We start from the raw sequence: 18779 nt of genomic DNA on the forward strand, positions 1-18779 counted from the left end.
CGTCAAGCCGGGCGACCGCGCGGTGAACCCCGAGGGCCTCGACTTCTACTCCCGCCTGGTCGACGAGCTGCTCGGCGCCGGCGTGCTGCCGTGGCTCACTGGCCCGCCGGCTTCCTCTGGGGATCCGCGACCGCCGCCGCCCAGATCGAGGGCGCCGGCCACGAGGGCGGCAAGGAGGACAGCATCTGGGACGCGTTCTCCCGCGTCCCCGGAGCGGTCGCGAAGGGCGACACCCCCGAGGTCGCGGTGGACCACTACCACCGGATGCCCGCGGACGTGCGGCTGATGAAGGAGCTGGGGCTCGGCTCCTACCGCTTCTCGGTCAGCTGGGCGCGCGTCAAGCCGGGCGACCGCGCGGTGAACCCCGAGGGCCTCGACTTCTACTCCCGCCTGGTCGACGAGCTGCTCGGCGCCGGCGTGCTGCCGTGGCTCACCCTCTACCACTGGGACCTCCCGCAGGCCGTCGAGGAGACCGGCGGCTGGGCGAACCGCGACACCGCCGAGCGCTTCCGGGACTACGCCGAGGCCGTCTACGAGAGCCTCGGCGACCGGGTGCAGCACTGGACGACGTTCAACGAGCCGTTCTGCTCGACCCTGCTCTCCTACGGCGCGGGCGTGCACGCCCCCGGCGTGATCTCGCAGCAGAAGGCCCTCGCCGCCGTGCACCACACGCACCTCGCCCACGGGCTGGCCGTCTCGACGCTCCGGCAGCTCGGCGCGCAGAACCTGGGCATCACGCTCAACCTCTCGAACGCCGTCCCCGACGACCCCGAGGACGAGGCCGACCTCGACGCCGCACGCCGCTTCGACGCCCTCCAGAACCGGATCTTCCTCGACCCGCTGCTGCGCGGCGAGTACCCCGAGGACCTGCTCGAGGACGTCGAAGGGCTCGGGCTCGACGAGCTGATCGTCGACGGCGACCTCGATCTCATCTCGCTCCCGCTCGACTTCCTCGGCGTGAACCACTACCACGACGACAACGTCTCGGCGCATCCGCTGCCGGCCGGAGCCGACGACTTCGCCCAGGCGACCGACCGCGAGGTCGGCTCCCCCTGGGTCGGCTCCGAGTTCATCACCTTCCCGTCGCGCGGTCTGCCGCGCACCGCGATGGACTGGGAGGTGAACCCCGACGGGCTGCGCTACCTGCTGACCCGCCTGGGCCTGGAGTACGAGAACCTCCCTCCGCTCTACGTGACCGAGAACGGCGCCGCCTACGACGACGTCGTCGAGGACGGCCGCGTGCACGACGCGGACCGCACGCAGTACGTGCTCGACCACGTCGAGAAGGTCGCCGACGCGATCGACCAGGGCGCCGACGTCCGCGGCTACTTCGTCTGGTCCCTCCTCGACAACTACGAGTGGGCCTGGGGCTACGAGAAGCGCTTCGGCATCGTGCGCGTCGACTACGACACGCAGGAGCGGATCGTGAAGGACTCGGGCCTGGTCTACTCCCGACTGCTCGGCGGCAGCGCCGCGGCGATCCTGGACTGACCCGTGAGCGAGCCGACGGGCGTCCGCGGCGGGGGCCGCTCCCCCACCCTCGAGATGGTCGCGGCGCGGGCCGGAGTCTCGCGCGCGACGGTCTCGCGGGTGGTCAACGGCGCCCCGCAGGTGGCGGCCGAGATCGTGGCCGCCGTCGAGAAGGCGATCGGCGAGCTCGACTACGTGCCCAATCACGCGGCGCGGATGCTCGCCTCGCGGCGCACGCAGTCGATCGCGCTGATCGTGCCGGAGTCGACCGCGCGCGTCTTCGCGGACCCGTTCTTCGCCTCGATCGTGCAGGGCGCCGCGATGCGCCTGGCCGACACGGACTACACGCTCTCGATGCTGATCGCGTCCGAGACGGACGGCGAGAAGACGCGGCGGTACCTGCTCGGCGGCAACGTCGACGGTGCACTCGTGGTCTCGCACCACTCAGGCGACCACTCCTACGCGGCGCTCTCGGGCACGCTGCCGATCGTCTTCGGCGGCCGGCCGCTCTCGCCGGACGAGCGCGGCTCCTACTTCGTGGACGTGGACAACACGGAGGGGGCGGCCGTCGCCACCGCGCACCTCATCGAGCGCGGCCGGCGCCGGATCGCCACCATCGCGGGCCCCGCCGACATGCCGCCGGGCGTCGACCGCCTGATCGGCTGGCGCGGCGCACTCACCGACGCCGGCCTCGCCGACGACCTCGTCGAGTGGGGAGACTTCTCGCCGGCCAGCGGCACAGAGGCGATGCGCCGCCTCCTCGACCGCGACCCCGACCTGGACGGCGTCTTCGCCGCGAACGACCAGATGGCGGTGGGTGCCTACGCCGCACTCCGCGAGACCGGCCGCCGGATCCCCGAGGACGTGTCCGTCGTGGGCTTCGACGACGATCTCTTCGCGCGGAACGCCGTCCCCGCGCTGACCACCGTTCGCCAGCTCCCCGACGAGCTCGGCGCCCGCATGGTGGAGCTGCTGACCGCCCGCATCGAGGGGCTCCCCGTGGAGCACCGCACGCTGATGCCGACGTCGCTGGTCGTCCGCGCCAGCAGCTGACCCCGGCCCGCGACTGTCCAGGAGTCGTCGCAGTCGACGCCGAGTGCGACCACTCCTGGACAGTCGGAGAACTCCGCGTGCTCGATCGGATGCGGACGGGCGAACGGATCCGGACGGTGAGGCGGACGCGGGCGGCGGGGCGGGGATGGACGAGCGGGTCGATTCGTCGACGGGGTGCATCACGGTCGCCAGCCGTGGGCCACGAGAGCGGCACGGAGCTCGGCGATCGTGCGCGCCCTGCCCCGGGTCAGACCCTCCGCGCGGACGACCACGACGATCCAGCCCGCGAGGTGCAGGGCCAGGAGCCGTTCACGATCGCGTGAGAACTGCGCGTCGTCCGTCCGGTGCTGGCCGCCGTCGTACTCCGCCACCACCTTCCACCGTTCGAAGACCAGATCGCCGACCGCGAGCAGTCGGCCGCCGATCCTGATCTCGGCGTTCACGTCGGGCGCGGGCAGTCCCGCCTCCTCGACGAGAGCGCGGAGCCAGGTCTCCCTCCGAGAGGCGGCTCCGGTCGATGCCAGCCGCAGAACCTCAGCCAGGCCGCGTCGGCCCCGGCCCCGATGGGAGGCCAGGCGGTCCTGCAGCTCGTGAAGCCGGACATGGGGACGCGGATCGTCCCGGCGCGGGTAGCGCGGCTCGAACAGGAGGTGGTCCGTCGCCGCGAGGAGATCGCGGGCGGACAGCAGTGGCGCGAGCGCGATCCACGTCGACACCGCTCCCGTCACCGGCAGGCCGTGCCGCTCGACCCTGTCCGTCTCCGTGAGGGTGTGGCCGATCACACCCCGGGTCCTGGGGGGCCGGTGCGGCGTCGTCGCCGCCACGTGGATCGGATCGTCCTCGCCAGGTCGCGCCGGGAGCGGCACTCCCCAGGCTTCGGCCGCGGTCAGGTGGGAGAAGAGCTGCCAGGGCCGCAGCCGCGGCAGGTAGGCGGCGGCTCGTTCCAGGTGCGTCACGGGCGCCACCCGGGTGCGCACTCCGTGGAAGGGGCTGGCCAGGGCGGGAGTGCGCAGTCGGGCGTCCGTCACCCCTGCGCGGAGTGCCGCTCGCCGGGTGAAGGCTCCGAGGTCGGTGCTGGACATGCCGCGATTCTGGCGGTCCGTGATCCTCTTCCGACTCCCGCGATCCGCATTCTGTGGACGAACCCCTGATCCCGCACCTGGGGAGGCGCGCCTCCCACCACGACTGTCCAGGAGTTGTCGCAGTCGGCGTCGAGTGCGACAACTCCTGGACAGTCGGAGCGATCGATGTCGAGTGCGACACCTTCTGAACAGTGGGAGCCGGCCGGTGCGCAGGAGTCGCGGGGGTGGCGAGCGAGGACGGCGACGTCTGAGGAGTCGCGAGCGCCCGCGTCAGAGGAAGAGCGGCGCCGGGTCGAGGGCGGCGAAGCGGCGGCGCATGACGGCGACCGCGTCGGCGTGCTCGTCGACGAGGACGAAGCGGCGGCCGAGAGCGTGCGCGACGGCGCCGGTCGTGCCGGAGCCGGCGAAGAAGTCGAGGACGGCGTCGCCCTCGCGGCTGGACGCCTGCACGATGCGGCGGAGGATCCCCTCCGGCTTCTGCGTCGGGTACCCGGTCTTCTCGCGGCCTGTCGGCGAGACGATCGTGTGCCACCACACGTCGGTCGGCCGCTTGCCGCGCTCGGCCTTCTCGGGGGTCACCAGGCCCGGGGCCATGTACGGCTCGCGGTCCACAGCGGCGGAGTCGAAATGGTAGCCGCGCGGGTCCTTCACGTAGACGAGGATCGTGTCGTGCTTGGTCGGCCAGCGGCGCGTGGCCTTCGCTCCGTAGTCGTAGGCCCAGATGATCTCGTTGAGGAAGCACTCGCGGCCGAAGAGCGCGTCGAGCAGCACCTTCGCGTAGTGCGCCTCGCGGTAGTCGAGGTGGAGGTAGAGGGTGCCGTCGTCGGCGAGGAGCCGCCACGCCTCGGCCAGACGCGGCTCGAGGAACGACCAGTAGTCGTCGAAGCGGTCGTCGTAGCGGAGCAGGTCGCCGCGGATCCGCTCGTAGCTGCGCCCCTTGAAGCCGGCGATCGTGCCGGTGGTGGAGCGCACCGAGGTGGTCGAGGTGCGCACCTGCGCCCGGCCCGTGTTGAACGGCGGGTCGAGGTAGACGACGGTGAAAGCGCCGTCGGCCAGCTGCGGCAGGACCTCGAGGTTGTCGGCGTGGAACACCGCGCTCCGCGACTCCGGGACGCCGTCCGCGATCTGGATCGTCCTGGGCACCCGGCAATTGTGCCAGTGCGCGCGAGCCCGGCGACACGCTCCGCGCCTCGCGCCCGCGCTCGACGGATGCCGGGGAGGCTCCGGCGTAGAGTGGCGCGATGATCTCCGAGGTGCGCCACGACGAGGACTCGTCCCGCTACACGCTCTGGCTCGACGGCGAGACCGTCGGAGTCGCGGACTACGCCGTCCGCGGCCGCGACGTGGTCTTCCTCCACACCGAGATCGCGCCCGAGCACCGCCACGAGGGCCTCGGCGAGACCCTCGTCGAGGCGGCCCTCGACGACGCGCACGAGCGCTTCGGCGGGCGCATCGTCCCGGCCTGCCCGTTCGTCGCCGAGTTCATCGCCGAGCACCCGGACTACCAGGAGCTCCTCGCGAGCTGAGGGGCGCCCGCCGGACCGGTCCGCCGCGTTCCGCTCCGGGTCCACGCGCCGGCGACCGCCGCCCCGGACCCGCCGGTCAGGGGACGCGCCGCAGCCACTCCGGAGTCGAGTACTTCGTCCGCACCAGCTCCTCCGCCGCCGCGTACTCCTCCTCGGTCAGCGTCCCCGCCTCGCCGCCGTGCAGCTGCACGAAGGTCGCCTTCATCCGCTCGATGATCTCGGCTCGGCTGAGCCCGGTCTGGCTGCGCAGCGGGTCGACGCGCTTCACGGCGGAGGCGATGCCCTTGTCCGAGAGCTTCTCGCGGCCGATCCGCAGCACCTGCACCATCTTCTCGGCGTCGATGTCGTAGCTCATGGTCACGTGGTGGAGGACGGCGCCGGAGCCCAGGCGCTTCTGCGCGGCGCCGCCGATCTTGCCCGAGGGCGAGGTGATGTCGTTGAGCGGCTGGTAGACCGCGTCGATCCCGAGCGACTGCAGCGCGCTGACGGCCCACTCGTCGAGGAAGGCGTAGGAGTCGGCGAAGGTCAGCCCCTGGACGAGGTCGCCGGGGACGTATAGCGAGTACGTGACGACGCTGCCCGCCTCCATGAACATCGCGCCGCCGCCCGAGATGCGGCGGACCACGTCGACGCCGTACTTCGCCGCGTTGTCGAGGTCGACCTCGTTGCGGAGCGACTGGAAGCTGCCGATGACGACGGCGGGCTGGTCCCACTCCCAGATCCGCAGCGTCGGCTCCCGGCGGCCCTCGCCGACCGCGGCGGTCAGCACCTCGTCGAGCGCCAGGTGGGTCGCGGGAGGGACGGCCCGGTCGTGCACGATGCGCCAGTCGTAGTCGCGCCAGCTGGTCGCCTTCTGCAGCGAGCGGCGGATGGCGACCGCGACGGCCTCGGGCGTGAAGCCGAGCAGGACCGCGTCGGCCGGGAGCGCCTGCCGGATGGCGGCGGCGATGGACTTCGCGTCCGTCTCGGCCGGGAGGCCCACGACCGCGCGGTCGATGTCGTCGAGGGCCGTGTCGGGCTCGAGGAAGAAGTCGCCCGCCAGGCGGAACCCGGCGAACCTCCCGTCGACCACGTCGAGGTCGACGACCACGAGCTTTCCGCCGGGGACCTTGTACTCGCCATGCATGACGCCAGCCTAGGCGCGAGCCGGGGCGGGGAAGCGCTCGCCCAGCCACTCCACGAGATCGGCCGTGACCTCGGCCCGGTTGAGCTCCTGGAACAGCTCGTGCCGCGCCTCCGGGTACACCCGCACCGAGACGTCCGTGTACCCGGCCCGCCGCCGGTAGGCCTGGGCGAGCGCGCGCACCGACCGCTCGCCGCCGAGGGTGTCGTCGGCGCCCACGACCAGCAGCAGGGGCAGCGGATGCTCGGGCCCGCGCTTCGGGCGGCCGACCAGCCGCAGGGTCTCGACCAGCCCGATCCGCTTCGCGAGCGGCGTGGTGAAGGTGAGGGGGTCGTCGTGGAACCGCTGCCAGACCTCCGGGTCGCGGGAGAGCCACTCGAGGCCGAGGCCGCCGGCGACGCGGTGCCGCTTCGCCAGGTCGCCCGCGTTCATGTGCCCGGGGAGGCGGTAGGCCGTGCCGCTCAGCACGAGCGCGGCGTAGGCGCCGGAGTGGTGGTCGACGATCCGCTGCGCCATGAGCGACCCCCACGAGTGGCCGAGCAGCACGATCGGCACGCCGGGGCTCTCCTCCGCGAGCAGCTCCGTCAGCCGGAGGATCGCCGCCTCGGTCGCGCGCAGGCCGCCCGGCCCCAGCAGTCCGAGCCGGGAGGAGTCGCCGCCGTGCTGCTCGAGGCCGGTCCGGCCGTGCCCGCGGTGGTCGTCCGCCGCGACCGCGTACCCGGCGGCGACCAGCGCCTCCGCCAGCTCGACGTAGCGCCCCGAGTGCTCGCCGACCCCGTGGGCCAGCTGCACGATCGCGCGGGGCGAGGGGTGCGGCCACCAGCGGTAGTGGATGACGACGCCGGAGGCGTCCTGGAAGGTCCTGTCGACAGCGGCGCCGGTCATGGTGACCAGTGTGGCGCTCCGGCCGCTGGGCGCGAGGGACGCGCGGAGAACTGAGAAGATACTCACGATCCATCGGCGGGCACCCTGCTCGTCACGGTGCCTCGCTACCTTTTCCCTTGACGAGCGACCCCCGCGACCGTCCCCCGACCCCCCCTTCACGAGCGAGGCCAGCCCCTTCATGACCGTATCGCCCCTGATCTGGACCCTGACGATCGTCTTCATCGTCCTGCTCCTGCTCTTCGACTTCTTCTTCCACGTCCGGAAGGCCCACGAGCCCACGCTGAAGGAGTCGTCGATCTGGTCGGCGCTCTACGTCGGCATCGCCGTGCTCTTCGGGCTCGGCGTCCTCGTCTTCGGCGGAGCGACGCCCGGATCGGAGTACTTCGCGGGGTACATCACCGAGAAGGCCCTCTCGGTCGACAACCTGTTCGTCTTCCTCATCATCATGGCGAGCTTCAAGGTGCCCCGCGCCGACCAGCAGAAGGTGCTCCTCTTCGGCATCGTCTTCGCGCTGATCGCCCGCACCGGCTTCATCTTCCTCGGCGCCGCACTGATCAACTCGTTCGCCTGGGTCTTCTACATCTTCGGCCTGATCCTCCTGCTGACCGCGTTCAACCTGGTCAAGCCGGGCGACGACCACTCCAGCGACAACGTGATGGTGCGCCTGGCCAAGCGGATCTTCAAGACGAGCGACCAGTACGACGGCGACAAGTTCTACACGCACATCGACGGCAAGAAGGTCCTCACGCCGATGATCCTCGTCATGGCGGCGATCGGCGGAACGGACATCCTGTTCGCCCTCGACAGCGTGCCGGCGATCTTCGGCCTCACCAGCGACGTGTACCTCGTCTTCACGGCGACCGCGTTCTCGCTTCTGGGCCTGCGCCAGCTGTACTTCCTCATCGACGGTCTGCTCGACCGCCTCGTCTACCTCAGCATCGGTCTCGCCGCGATCCTCGCCTTCATCGGCGTGAAGCTGATCCTGCACGCGCTCCACGAGAACAACCTGCCGTTCATCAACAACGGCGAGCACGTGGAGGTCTTCGAGATCGGCACCGGACTGTCGCTCTCGGTCATCATCGGCGTCCTCGTGATCACGGTGATCGCCTCCCTCGTCAGCCCCAAGGGCCGCCGCATGGCCGCCGAGGCCGCCGAGCGCCGCCGCGTGGCCGAGGCCGCGGGCGCGGACGTCGACGCGACGCACTGAGTCGTCCTGTGCGCCGCGGAGCGGCGCACCGCGGTCGGCTCCCCTAGGCGGTCGGGTCCCGGAGAGCGGGTCCGGACCGCCTAGGACGATCCGCTGACACGCGGATCCCCCGTTCGGCTCGACCGACCGCCGCGGAGCGGCGCACCGCAGTCGGCTCTCCTAGGCGGTCGGTTTCCCGAGAGCGGGTCCCGACCGCCTAGAACGATCCGCTGACACGCGGATCGCTCGTTCGACGGGCCGTCTCGTGCGCCGCAGGGCGGCGCACCGCAGTCGGCTCCCACGGGCGGTCGGGTTCCCGAGAGCGGGTCCCGACCGCCTAGGAGGATCCGCTGACACGCGGATCCCCCGTTCGGCTCGACCGAGCACCGCACGCCGGTGCTCCGCAGTCAGCTCCCCTAGGCGCTCAGGTCCCCTGAGAGCGGGTCCCGACCGCCGAGAACGTCCCGCCGGCTCGATCGCGGACTCCGCTCGCGGAGGGTCAGCGGGCGCGGTAGCGGTGCTCCGGGCGGCCGGTGGTGCCGTAGCTGAGGGTCATCTCGACGAGGCCGCGGCCCGCGAGACCCGAGAGGTAGCGCTGGGCGGTGGCGCGCGAGATGCCGGCGCGCTCGGCCACCTCGAGGGCCGACAGCTCGGCGCCCGACTCGGCCAGGCGCGCCAGGACGAGCTGCTCGGTCGCCGAGCGCGAGGGCTGCGCGGCGGTCGCGTCGCCCGAGTGCAGGATGCGCAGCGCCCGCTCCACCGCCTCCTGATCGGCCGCGCGGTCCTCCCGCAGCACGTTCCGGAACCGCACGTACGCGTCGAGGCGCTCGCCGAGCAGGCGCGCCTCGAACGGCTTGATGAGGTACCCGAGCGCCCCCGCGTGCAGGGCGCGCCGCACCGTCGCCCCGTCGGAGGCGGCGCTGACGACAAACGCGTCGGTGTCGAGCTCGCGGAGCAGCGCGATCCCGCTCTGATCCGGCAGGTGCACGTCGAGCAGCAGCAGATCGGGCGCGTGCTCGGCGACGGCCGCCCGCGCCGCGCGCGCCGTGTGCACCGGAGGAAGGGCCGTCAGCCCCTGCCGCGCCTCGACCAGGTCCGCGTGCAGCTGGGCGACCCGGAAGTCGTCGTCGACCACCAGCACCGTGCGCTCCCGCGCCGTGTCCGCGCTCATGACCCGTCCCCGTCCTGCTCCGGCGGCAGCACCGCTCCGGGGAGGCGCGCGCACAGCACGGCCCCCGACTCCGCTCCGCCGGCGTCCGCCAGCCAGACCTCGCCGCCGCGCCGGGCGGCCACCTCACGGCACAGCGGCAGGCCGAAGCCCCGACCGTGCACGCGTCCGTCGTCCTCGACGGGGTCGCCCGCGCCGGCCCGGTCGAACAGCGAGTCCGGATCGAGCACTCCGTCGCCGGAGTCGGCGACCGTCACGAAGAGCGCGTCGCCGTCGTCGAGCAGCTCGACCTCGACGAAGCGCACGTCGCGCCGCCCCTCGACCGCCGCGCGCACCGCGTTGTCGACCAGGTTCCCGACCACCGTGGCGACGTCCTCCGGCTCGACGACGGTGCCGCGCACCAGCGTCTCCTCGCCGAGCGTCAGCAGCACACCGCGCTCGGCCGCCTCGATCCCCTTCGCCCCGACGAGCGCCTGGAGGTACGGCTCCTGCAGCCGGTCGGCGTGCTGCACCGGGTACTTGAGCGGGCCGCGGGTCAGCACCTCGTCGAGGTAGTCGCGCGCCGAAGCGGTCCGCCCCGCATCCAGCAGGCCCGCGACCACGTGCAGGCGGTTGGCGAACTCGTGCCGCTGCACCCGGAGCGCGTTGGTCATCGCGCCGACCGCGTCGAGGCGCCGGCTCAGCGCGGCGAGGTCGGTGCGGTCGCGCAGCACCACCACCACGCCCAGGTCGCGGTCGCCGCGGGTCACCCGGCGGATGTCGACGTAGACGATGCGGGAACGGACGACGAAGCCCTCCTCGCCTCCGGGGCGGGGCGGCTCGACGGAGTCCAGCGCGGCGCCGATCGCGTCGGCCAGCGGAACGGGCAGGTCGAGCTCCGCGAGCGGCCGCCCGTGCAGCGCCCGCCCGGTCGGATCGTCGGAGCCGAGGATCGCGGCGGCCCGCGCATTGCAGACGCCGACGCGCCCGTCGCGGTCGAGCGCGAGCACGCCCTCGTCGACCCCGTCGAGCACGGCGGCCTGGTCCTGCACGAGCGAGGTGAGCTCCTCCGGAGCGAGGCCGAGCGTCAGGCGCAGCAGGCGGTGGCGGATGAAGACGGAGGCGACGGCGGCGAGCACCAGCCCGGCGAGCGCCGCGGCGAGGACGCCGAGCAGCGCGGTCGGCAGGTCGGTGAAGACGCTGGAGCGCGCGAAGCCGATGCTGACCTCCCCGACGACCCGCTGCTCCCCCGCGGCGAAGACCGGGACCTTGGCCCGTGCCGACTCGCCCAGCGTGCCGGTGCCCCACGAGACGCTCTCGCGCCCGGCGAGCGCCTCGTCGGGGCTCGTCGAGACCCGCTCGCCGAGGCGGTCCTCGTCGGGGTGGGCGAGGCGGATGCCCTGGTCGTCGGTGATCACGACGAAGAGCGCGCCGGTGCGCTGCTCGACGGCGGCGGCGACGTCCTCGAGCGGTCCGCCGCGCAGCTCCGAGGCGGCGGGCGCGCCGGGCACCGCGGAGGACGCGGCGACCGCGTCCTGCACGTCGGGGTCCTCGGCGACGGTGCGGGCGATGGCGAGCGCCGTCCCCTCCGCCTCGCCGCGCAGCTGCTGGACGCTGAGCGCGGTGACGAGGCCGGCGCAGACCAGCACGGCGGCCGACACCGTGGCGAGCTGCAGGACCAGGACGTGGGTCGCGAAGCGCATCGGGGCCTCCTCGCCGTCGTCGTGCGCAGAATGCGCAGAAGCCACACTATGCGCAGATGTCGCCGTAATGAGCGATACCCCGGCGCCGGACACGGAGCTGCCTAGGGTTTCCACCATCTCCCGGCCGGCTCTCCCGCCGAGCGCGGGCGGAGGCACTGGACGAAGGAGTCAGCTGTGTTGGTAGTACTCGGTTTCACCATGATCCTGGCCTTTATGGCCCTGATCATGACCAAGCGGCTGACGCCGATGGTCGCCCTGATCGTCGTGCCGACGATCTTCGGCCTCTTCGCGGGCGCCGGCCTCGGCATCGGCGACATGGTCCTCGAGGCGATCGGCAGCCTCGCGCCCACGGCAGCGCTGCTGATGTTCGCGATCATGTACTTCGGGATCATGATCGACGTCGGGCTCTTCGACCCGCTGATCCGCTTCATCGTCCGCGCGCTCGGCGACGACCCGGCGAAGGTCGTGCTCGGCACGGCGCTGCTCGCCGGCGCGGTCTCGCTCGACGGCGACGGCTCGACCACCTTCATCGTCACCACCGCCGCGATGCTCCCGATCTACCTGCGCCTGGGGATGAACCCGGTCGTGCTGACCTGCGTCGCGGGCCTGGCCAACGGCACGCTCAACATCGTCCCCTGGGGCGGACCGACGGTGCGCGCCGCCGCGGCCCTCCAGGTCTCGCCGAGCGAGATCTTCGTGCCGATGCTCCCGTCGCTCGCGGTGGGCCTGGCCGTCACGCTCGTCTTCGCCTGGTTCCTCGGGCTCGGCGAGCGCCGCCGCCTCGGCTCGCTCGCGCTGGCCGAGCCGATGCTCGAGCAGGAGCTCGTCGGCGCCGGCCGCGGCTCCTCCTCCCGCTCGGGCGGCGCCCGCACCGGCGGCCTCGCGGCCCTGACCGGGGGCATCCGCACCGTCGCCCGGGAGCGCTTCTCCTTCCTCCGCGGCCCTCAGGCCCTGCGCGGAGCCCAGGTGGCGGTCGCCGCCCGCGTGCAGGCCGACGACGCCGACACCGCGATGGCCGACACGATGCTCGACCCCGAGCGCGAGACGCTGCGCCCGAAGCTGATCTGGGTGAACCTGGTCCTGACCCTCGCGGTGATGACGCTGCTGGTCGCCGACATCCTGCCGCTGCCCTACGTGTTCATGGTCGGCTCCGCGGTCGCCCTCCTGATCAACTTCCCGAAGATGAAGGACCAGGCGGCCGAGATCGTCAAGCACGCGCCGAGCATCGTGGGCGTCGTATCGATGGTGCTGGCGGCCGGCGTGCTGATCGGCGTCCTCAACGGCACCGGCATGGTCGACGCCATGGCGGAGTGGGTCGTCGCGGTGATCCCGCCGGCGCTCGGACCGTTCCTCGCCGTGATCACCGGCGTGCTCAGCATCCCGATGACCTTCTTCATGTCGAACGACGCGTTCTACTACGGCATCCTCCCCGTGCTCTCCGAGAGCGCGGCGAACTACGGCATCTCGCCGGTCGAGATGGCGCGCGCCTCCATCACCGGGCAGCCGGTGCACCTCCAGAGCCCGCTGGTCCCGGCGATCCTCCTGCTCGTCTCCCTCGCCGCGGTGAACCTCGGCGACCACCACCGCAAGGTGCTGTGGCGAGCGGTCGTCGTCTCGCTGGTCATGCTCGCCGTCGGCGTGCTGGTCGGCTCGATCCCCTTCGGCTGAGGTCGGCGGAGCGGAGCGCCGAGCGATCGGAACGAGGACGGGACCTTCTGCTGCGGCGGGGGTCCCGTCCTCGTTCCGCGGCTCAATCCCGCAGCCCGCGCTAGCGCAGCAGCGGCGCCAGGTTCTCGGTCCAGACGTCGGAGCCGACCTTGAGGATGAGGGCGCCGACCACGACGAGGAACGCGACCCGGATGAAGCGGCTGCCACGAGCGACGGCCATCCGCGAGCCGAGGTACGCGCCCGCCACGTTGGCGGCGCCCATCAGGAGGCCCAGCAGCCAGATCACGTGCCCGCCCGGCACGAAGTAGAGCAGGGCGCCGAGGTTGGTCGCGACGTTGACGATCTTCGCCTTGGCGCTGGCGAGCAGGAAGTCGTAGCCCAGCGCGGTGATCAGGGCGATGATCAGGAAGGTGCCGGTGCCCGGTCCGATCAGGCCGTCGTAGAAGCCGATCAGGAGTCCCAGCACGGCCGCCGTGACGAGGTGGCGCCGGCCCGCGTGCTTGAGCACCGTGACGCTGCCCAGTGCCGGGCGGGCGATCGTCACGACGGCGACCACGATCAGCGCGACGACGATGATCGGCTTGAACACCGCGGCCGGGAGGAGGCCGGCGAGCGTCGCGCCTCCGTAGCTGCCCGCGAGGGCGACCGCCGCCATCGGCAGCGCGGTGCGCAGATCGGGCTTCGCGCGCCGGTAGTAGGTGATCGCGCTGGTGGTCGTGCCGAAGATCGAGGCCAGCTTGTTCGTGGCGAGCGCCTGCACGGGCGAGATCCCCGGCACGAGGAGCAGGGCCGGGAGCTGGAGGAGGCCGCCGCCGCCCACGACCGCGTCGATCCAGCCGGCCGCGAAGGCGGCGAGGATCATCAGCGCGAGGACGGGGAGTCCGAGATCCTCTGTGAAGGTCAGCATCGGTCGGAAGCGTACGCGAGCACCGCGACCCCCTCGACCTCGGGGGCGGGCCGCCCTAGGGTCGGCGGCATGCGATTCGGACTCTTCATCCCCCAGGGCTGGCGCCACGACCTCGTCGGCGTCCCGGCCGCCGACCAGTGGCGCACCATGAGCGACCTCGCCCGGCACGCCGACGACGGCGCCTGGGAGTCGATCTGGGTCTACGACCACTTCCACACCGTCCCGCAGGTGACGGAGGAGGCGACGCACGAGGCGTGGTCGCTGATGAGCGCGTTCGGCGCCACCACGTCGCGCGTGCGGCTGGGCCAGATGTGCACCTGCATGGGCTACCGGAACCCCGCCTACCTCGCCAAGGTCGCGACGACCGTCGACATCGTCTCGGGCGGGCGGGTCGAGATGGGCATCGGCGGCGGCTGGTACGAGCACGAGTGGCGCGCGTACGGCTACGGCTTCCCGCCGATCGCCGAGCGGCTGGGCCGGCTCGACGAGGGAGTGCAGATCCTGCAGCAGGCCTGGACGACCGGGTCCGCGACCCTCGACGGCCGCTACTACCAGGTGGACGGCGCGCAGAACCGGCCGCTGCCCCTGCAGGAGGGCGGCATCCCGCTGTGGGTCGCCGGCGGCGGCGAGAAGGTCACGCTGCGGATCGCGGCCCAGTACGCGCAGTACACGAACTTCGCCGGGACCCCGGAGGCGTTCGACCACAAGAGCTCGGTCCTCCGCGGGCACTGCGAGCGCCTGGGCACCGACTTCTCGGCGATCACCCGGAGCTCGAACTACAACGTCGTGATCGGCGAGACGGAGGCGGAGGTCGAGGCGGCGCTGCAGCGTCTCGAGGAGCGCGTGGTCCCGTACCTCGGCGCGGAGGGAGCGGCGTCCTTCGTCGCCGAGTACCGCAGCCCCGACGCGCTCGCGGTCGGCACTCCCGCGCAGATCGTCGACCGCCTCGCCGGCATGCAGTCGCGCGGGATGGACTACGGCATCCTCTACTTCCCGGACGCCGCCTACGACCGGTCCGGCATCGAGCTGTTCGAGCGCGAGGTGCTGCCGGCGCTCTCCTGAGCGCGGAGCGGCGGGGGCTCCTACGCCTCCCGCCCCCCGCCCGCAAGTCCTTGGGGCGTCCCGGCCCCGCGCCTACGGTCGGAGCATGGACGCACAGGACATCCGCTGGAACGACGAAGCCCGCGACAAGATCCTCGAGGACTCGGACAGGGTCCTCCGCGAGGCGGTGCTCGACCTCGCGACGAGCAAGAAGGGCGAGCCCTGGGAGGACGTGTTCGCCGAGCTGAACGCGCGCCTCAAGGACCGCTTCATCGACTTCGAGCCCGGCCCGGACCTCCGCAAGTACGCCGAGGCCGTCTCCGCCGGGGAGATCGAGACCGGCTCGTGAGCGAGCACGACCGCGACGCCGCGCTCGAGGACGAGATCACCTCGATCCACGCCCTCGGCGAGGGCCGCGTCGGCGAGACGGCCGGCCCGGAGGACGAGGACCACGAGCTCTCGCCCGAGCAGGACGCCCGCATCGAGTCCGAGCTGAAGAGCCGGGGCAGCGAGAGCTGATCCCCCCGGTACGCGGAAGGCCCGCTCCCCCTCGAGGGAGCGGGCCTTCAGCGTGCGTCGCGACTACGCCGAGAGGGGCTCGTAGTCGGTGTAGCCCTCGGCTCCTCCGCCGTAGACCGTCTCCTGGACGACCTCGTTCTCGGGGTGCCCGCCCTGCCAGCGCTCGACCAGGTCGGGGTTGGCGATCGCCGGGCGGCCGACGGCCACGGCGTCGGCGTGGCCCTCGCTGATCAGCTCGGTCGCCTCCTTGCGGCTGGTCGGCGAGCCGAAGCCGCTGTTGGCGATGAAGACGCCGTCGAAGCGCGAGCGGAGGTCCTGGACCAGCTCGCCGGCGGGCTCGGCGTGCAGGACGCTGAGGTAGGCCAGGCCGAGCGGGGCGAGCCCGTCGACGACGGCCTCGTAGGTGGCACGCACGTCGTCGGCGTCGGTCTCGACGACGTCCTGGATGTTGTGGGCCGGCGAGAGGCGGATGCCGACGCGGCCCGCTCCGACCTCGTCGACGATCGCGCGGGTGACCTCGAGCGGGAACGCGGCGCGCTCGGCCGGGGTCCCGCCGTACTGGTCGGTGCGCACGTTGGAGACGGGCGAGAGGAACTCGTGCAGCAGGTAGCCGTTGGCGCCGTGCACCTCGACTCCGTCGAAGCCGGCGTCGATCGCGCGGCGGGCGGCGGCGACGAACTCGTCGCGGACGGTCGCCAGCTCCTCGGTGGTCAGCGCGTGCGGCACCGGGAAGGGCTTCTTGCCGGAGGGGGTGTGCACCTCTCCGTCGATGGCGACGGCGCTCGGGGCGACGATGCGGTCGGTGCCGGTGATCTCGGTGTGTGAGACGCGGCCCGCGTTCATCAGCTGCATGACGATGCGCCCACCCGCGGCGTGCACGGCGTCGGCGACGGCGCGCCAGCCCGCGGCCTGCGCGTCGGTCTCGATGCCGGGCTGCCCGGCGTAGCCCTTGGACTCGGCGCTGGGGAAGACGCCCTCGCTGATCAGCAGGCCCATGCTCGCGCGCTGGGCGTAGTACTCGGCGACGATCGCGCCGGGCACGCCCTGCTCGTCGGAGCGCAGTCGCGTCATCGGTGCCAGGACGATGCGGTTGGGGAGGTCGAGGTCGCCGGCGGTGAGGGGGGAGAACGGATCCACGGGATCGCCTTTCTACGGAGCTGTCTCAGGGGGCTGCCCTGAGGGGGGAGGCACGTGCACCTGCGGCGCACTCCGGGCAGCAACCGCGAGCGGAGCACGGTCATTCCTCCTCCCGGCGTTCTCCCATCCCCCGCGCCCCGGGCACGCGGTCGACGGCCTGCCGCCTCCCGACTCCTGCTCGGACATCCGGGCTGTCTACACTCGGGAGGCGACGACGAAGGAGTGTGCGCGATGCCGGCGAGACCCCACCACCCCGTGAGCTCCCGGCTGCTGCCGGCGCTCGCGGCCCTCCTGATCGCCGCGGTCCTCGCGCTGGTCCCCGCGACCGCGGCGACGGCCGAATCGCCCGTCTCCTTCTCCTCCTCCACCGTCCTCGACTCGGTCGGGGTGCTGAGCTCCGGAGAGACCGCCGAGATCGAGCAGGCCTCGCGTGCCCTCTACGACCAGCACCGCGTGCAGCTGTTCGTCGCCTTCGTCGACTCCTTCACGGATCCGTCCGACCGCGCCGCGTGGGCGGACGAGACCGCGACCCGCAACGGACTGGGCACCGACGACGTCCTCCTGGCCGTCGCGGTCGACGCCCGCCAGTACCAGGTGTCGGTCGCGCAGGGCTTCGCCCTCGACGACGCGCAGGTCTCCTCGCTCCAGTCCGACGACATCGAGCCGAGGCTCGCCGACGGCGACTGGGCCGGAGCCGCGGTGGCCGCCGCAGACGGGATCGGGCAGCGCCTCGACGCGCCCAGCGCCGGCGAGTCCCTCGGCTCGGGGCTGCTGATCGCGCTCGGCGTGCTCGCGGCCCTCGTCGTGGTCGGCCTCGTGGTGCTGCTGCTCGTCCGCCGCGCGCGGAAGCGCCGCGCCCAGGAGGCGGTGGAGGCCTCGATCGACGAACTCGCCACCCGTGCCGGGTCGGCCCTCGTCCACGCCGACGACGCCGTCCGCACCAGCGAGCAGGAGGTCGGCTTCGCGGAGGCGCAGTTCGGCGCCGACGCGACCGGCGCGTTCCGCGAGGCGCTCGTCACCGCGAAGCGCCTGCTCGGCGAGGCCTTCACCCTGCAGCAGCGCCTCGACGACGCCGAGCCGGAGACCGATCAGGAGCGCCGCGACGGCTACCAGCGCATCCTCCAGCTCTGCGCCGACGCCGAGCAGACGCTCGACGAGCGCGCGAGCGCGTTCGAGGAGCTGCGCGACCTCGAGAAGAACGCGCCGCAGGTCGCCGCCGCGCTCTCGGCTCGCGCCGCCGAGGTCGGCGACCGCCTCCCCTCGGCCCGCGCCCGCCTCGCCGAGCTCGCCTCCCGCTACGCGCCGACCGCGATCGACGACGTGGGCGACGACGCCGACCAGGCCGAGGACCGCCTCCGCTTCACCCGCGACCAGCTCGCCGGCGCCCAGCAGGCGCTGCAGGCCGGCGACTCCGGCCGCGCCGCCGTGCTGCTGCGCGCCGGGCAGCAGGCCGCCGAGCAGGCCTCCGGGCTCGTCGACGCGGTGGCCACGCGCGGCGACGAGCTGCAGAAGGCGGAGGCGTCGCTCGCCGGCCGCGTCGCCGAGATCCGCGCCGACGTGGCGCAGGGACGATCGCTCGCCGCCTCCCAGGACGCGGAGTCCGCCGCCCAGGCGCAGAACGTCGCCGCGGTCGCCTCGACCGAGGCCGCCCTCGACGACGTCGAGCGCGCCGCCTCCGTGCGGCCGAACGACCCGCTCGCCCTGCTCGAGGCGCTCACCGCCGCCGACGCCACGATCGACGCCGCCGTCGGCGGGTTCCGCGACGCGCAGGCCCAGCGCGAGCGCGAGCGGGCCGCCCTCGGCGCCGAGCTCACCTCCGCCCGCAGCCGCGTCTCGGCCGCCGAGGACTTCATCGCGGCCCGCCGCGGCGCGGTCGGCTCGGAGGCGCGCACCCGCGTCGCCGAGGCCGCCCGCTCGGCCGAGTACGCCGAGCGCATCGCCGCCACCGACCCCCGCGAGGCTCTCGCCTCCGCCCAGCGCGCCTCGCAGCTCGCCCAGGAGGCGCTCGAGCGGGCGCGGGCCGACGCCGGCTCCTACTCCGCCCCGAACGCCGTCGGCAGCCCCTACGGTGGCGACACGACCGGCGCGTTCCTCGGCGGGATCCTGGTCGAGTCGCTCCTGGGAGGCGGACGCCGCAGCGGCTACCGCTCGGGCGGCTTCGGCGGAGGCGGGTTCAGCGGCGGCTTCGGCGGAGGCGGCTCGTCCCGGCGCTCCGGCGGCGGCGGCTTCGGCGGCGGGCGCAGCAGCGGCGGAGGCGGACGACGCGGCGGCGGCGGGCGCTTCTGAGCGCCCCCGGGCATCCGCGCACGACCGACGACCACCACCTCCCCCA

General features: G+C 73.0%; 17 protein-coding genes. 9 read left to right on the top strand and 8 right to left on the bottom strand.

Annotation, left to right across the window (positions count from 1 at the left end; translation table 11 throughout):
• The first annotated feature begins 90 nt into the window (after positions 1-90).
• Together C5D09_RS15195 and C5D09_RS15200 are read left to right on the top strand one after the other, a co-directional pair.
• A complete protein-coding gene (locus C5D09_RS15195) occupies positions 91-1491 on the top strand; it encodes a GH1 family beta-glucosidase (protein WP_104269678.1) in 1401 nt (466 codons plus the stop codon).
• Positions 1492-1545: 54 nt separating this feature from the next.
• On the top strand, positions 1546-2523 hold the full coding sequence (locus C5D09_RS15200; protein WP_104246966.1) for a LacI family DNA-binding transcriptional regulator: 978 nt from the start codon (positions 1546-1548) through the stop codon (positions 2521-2523).
• A 179-nt stretch (positions 2524-2702) separates the two neighbouring features.
• On the opposite strand, the gene C5D09_RS15205 is transcribed toward C5D09_RS15200, so the two are convergent.
• A complete protein-coding gene (locus C5D09_RS15205) occupies positions 2703-3605 on the bottom strand; it encodes a hypothetical protein (RefSeq protein WP_104269679.1) in 903 nt (300 codons plus the stop codon).
• A 270-nt stretch (positions 3606-3875) separates the two neighbouring features.
• A complete protein-coding gene (locus C5D09_RS15210; RefSeq protein ID WP_104225160.1) occupies positions 3876-4748 on the bottom strand; it encodes a site-specific DNA-methyltransferase in 873 nt (290 codons plus the stop codon).
• 98 nt (positions 4749-4846) lie between these two features.
• On the opposite strand from C5D09_RS15210, the gene C5D09_RS15215 reads away from it, so the two are divergent.
• Positions 4847-5131 carry a GNAT family N-acetyltransferase gene (locus C5D09_RS15215; protein ID WP_104233160.1) on the top strand — a complete coding sequence of 95 codons (285 nt, stop codon included), beginning with the start codon at positions 4847-4849 and terminating at the stop codon, positions 5129-5131.
• Positions 5132-5207: 76 nt separating this feature from the next.
• On the opposite strand, the gene C5D09_RS15220 is transcribed toward C5D09_RS15215, so the two are convergent.
• Complete coding sequence (locus tag C5D09_RS15220) at positions 5208-6257, bottom strand: biotin/lipoate A/B protein ligase family protein (RefSeq protein WP_104225162.1); 1050 nt, start codon at positions 6255-6257, stop codon at positions 5208-5210.
• Between the two features lie 9 nt (positions 6258-6266).
• A complete protein-coding gene (locus C5D09_RS15225) occupies positions 6267-7139 on the bottom strand; it encodes an alpha/beta fold hydrolase (RefSeq protein WP_104233159.1) in 873 nt (290 codons plus the stop codon).
• 178 nt (positions 7140-7317) lie between these two features.
• Between C5D09_RS15225 and C5D09_RS15230 the strand changes: the two genes are divergently transcribed.
• Complete coding sequence (locus C5D09_RS15230) at positions 7318-8346, top strand: TerC family protein (RefSeq protein ID WP_104223866.1); 1029 nt, start codon at positions 7318-7320, stop codon at positions 8344-8346.
• 478 nt (positions 8347-8824) lie between these two features.
• Here the strand turns inward: C5D09_RS15230 and C5D09_RS15235 are convergent, their stop codons facing one another.
• Both C5D09_RS15235 and C5D09_RS15240 read right to left on the bottom strand, forming a co-directional pair.
• The gene (locus tag C5D09_RS15235; protein WP_104223865.1) at positions 8825-9496 is read right to left on the bottom strand and encodes a response regulator; all 672 of its coding nucleotides are present in this window, start codon (positions 9494-9496) and stop codon (positions 8825-8827) included.
• Positions 9493-11175, bottom strand: coding sequence for a sensor histidine kinase (locus tag C5D09_RS15240; protein ID WP_104269680.1), 1683 nt, complete (start codon positions 11173-11175; stop codon positions 9493-9495). The genes C5D09_RS15235 and C5D09_RS15240 overlap by 4 nt, the downstream gene beginning before the upstream one ends.
• Positions 11176-11373: 198 nt before the next feature.
• Between C5D09_RS15240 and C5D09_RS15245 the strand changes: the two genes are divergently transcribed.
• A complete protein-coding gene (locus C5D09_RS15245; RefSeq protein WP_104233156.1) occupies positions 11374-12843 on the top strand; it encodes a CitMHS family transporter in 1470 nt (489 codons plus the stop codon).
• Between the two features lie 100 nt (positions 12844-12943).
• Here C5D09_RS15245 and C5D09_RS15250 read toward each other — a convergent pair whose 3' ends face one another.
• Positions 12944-13750 carry a TSUP family transporter gene (locus tag C5D09_RS15250; protein ID WP_104223862.1) on the bottom strand — a complete coding sequence of 269 codons (807 nt, stop codon included), beginning with the start codon at positions 13748-13750 and terminating at the stop codon, positions 12944-12946.
• A 69-nt stretch (positions 13751-13819) separates the two neighbouring features.
• Between C5D09_RS15250 and C5D09_RS15255 the strand changes: the two genes are divergently transcribed.
• The 3 genes from C5D09_RS15255 (at position 13820) to C5D09_RS17620 (ending at position 15310) form a co-directional block, all read left to right on the top strand.
• On the top strand, positions 13820-14812 hold the full coding sequence (locus C5D09_RS15255) for an LLM class F420-dependent oxidoreductase (RefSeq protein ID WP_104246861.1): 993 nt from the start codon (positions 13820-13822) through the stop codon (positions 14810-14812).
• Positions 14813-14897: 85 nt separating this feature from the next.
• Positions 14898-15140 (top strand): hypothetical protein, encoded by a 243-nt coding sequence (locus C5D09_RS15260; protein WP_068251275.1) that lies wholly within the window; start codon positions 14898-14900, stop codon positions 15138-15140.
• Complete coding sequence (locus C5D09_RS17620; RefSeq protein WP_160035225.1) at positions 15137-15310, top strand: hypothetical protein; 174 nt, start codon at positions 15137-15139, stop codon at positions 15308-15310. The genes C5D09_RS15260 and C5D09_RS17620 overlap by 4 nt, the downstream gene beginning before the upstream one ends.
• A gap of 63 nt (positions 15311-15373) precedes the next feature.
• Here C5D09_RS17620 and C5D09_RS15265 read toward each other — a convergent pair whose 3' ends face one another.
• On the bottom strand, positions 15374-16447 hold the full coding sequence (locus C5D09_RS15265) for an alkene reductase (protein ID WP_104269681.1): 1074 nt from the start codon (positions 16445-16447) through the stop codon (positions 15374-15376).
• 231 nt (positions 16448-16678) lie between these two features.
• Here C5D09_RS15265 and C5D09_RS15270 point away from each other — a divergent pair, with 231 nt between their 5' ends.
• On the top strand, positions 16679-18733 hold the full coding sequence (locus C5D09_RS15270) for a TPM domain-containing protein (RefSeq protein WP_104269682.1): 2055 nt from the start codon (positions 16679-16681) through the stop codon (positions 18731-18733).
• Positions 18734-18779 lie beyond the last annotated feature (46 nt).

This window comes from Rathayibacter sp. AY1C9 (assembly GCF_002932315.1).
Taxonomy (GTDB): domain Bacteria; phylum Actinomycetota; class Actinomycetes; order Actinomycetales; family Microbacteriaceae; genus Rathayibacter.

Excerpts from the sequence above, each read along its gene's own strand:
- C5D09_RS15200 (WP_104246966.1), top strand. The coding sequence starts at position 1,546 with ATGGTCGCGGCGCGGGCCGGAGTCTCGCGCGCGACGGTCTCGCGGGTG.
- C5D09_RS15270 (WP_104269682.1), top strand. The coding sequence starts at position 16,679 with ATGCCGGCGAGACCCCACCACCCCGTGAGCTCCCGGCTGCTGCCGGCG.
- C5D09_RS15240 (WP_104269680.1), bottom strand. The coding sequence starts at position 11,175 with ATGCGCTTCGCGACCCACGTCCTGGTCCTGCAGCTCGCCACGGTGTCG.
- C5D09_RS15205 (WP_104269679.1), bottom strand. The coding sequence starts at position 3,605 with ATGTCCAGCACCGACCTCGGAGCCTTCACCCGGCGAGCGGCACTCCGC.
- C5D09_RS15250 (WP_104223862.1), bottom strand. The coding sequence starts at position 13,750 with ATGCTGACCTTCACAGAGGATCTCGGACTCCCCGTCCTCGCGCTGATG.
- C5D09_RS15260 (WP_068251275.1), top strand. The coding sequence starts at position 14,898 with ATGGACGCACAGGACATCCGCTGGAACGACGAAGCCCGCGACAAGATC.
- C5D09_RS15245 (WP_104233156.1), top strand. The coding sequence starts at position 11,374 with ATGATCCTGGCCTTTATGGCCCTGATCATGACCAAGCGGCTGACGCCG.
- C5D09_RS15255 (WP_104246861.1), top strand. The coding sequence starts at position 13,820 with ATGCGATTCGGACTCTTCATCCCCCAGGGCTGGCGCCACGACCTCGTC.
- C5D09_RS15225 (WP_104233159.1), bottom strand. The coding sequence starts at position 7,139 with ATGACCGGCGCCGCTGTCGACAGGACCTTCCAGGACGCCTCCGGCGTC.
- C5D09_RS15215 (WP_104233160.1), top strand. The coding sequence starts at position 4,847 with ATGATCTCCGAGGTGCGCCACGACGAGGACTCGTCCCGCTACACGCTC.
- C5D09_RS15230 (WP_104223866.1), top strand. The coding sequence starts at position 7,318 with ATGACCGTATCGCCCCTGATCTGGACCCTGACGATCGTCTTCATCGTC.
- C5D09_RS15235 (WP_104223865.1), bottom strand. The coding sequence starts at position 9,496 with ATGAGCGCGGACACGGCGCGGGAGCGCACGGTGCTGGTGGTCGACGAC.
- C5D09_RS15220 (WP_104225162.1), bottom strand. The coding sequence starts at position 6,257 with ATGCATGGCGAGTACAAGGTCCCCGGCGGAAAGCTCGTGGTCGTCGAC.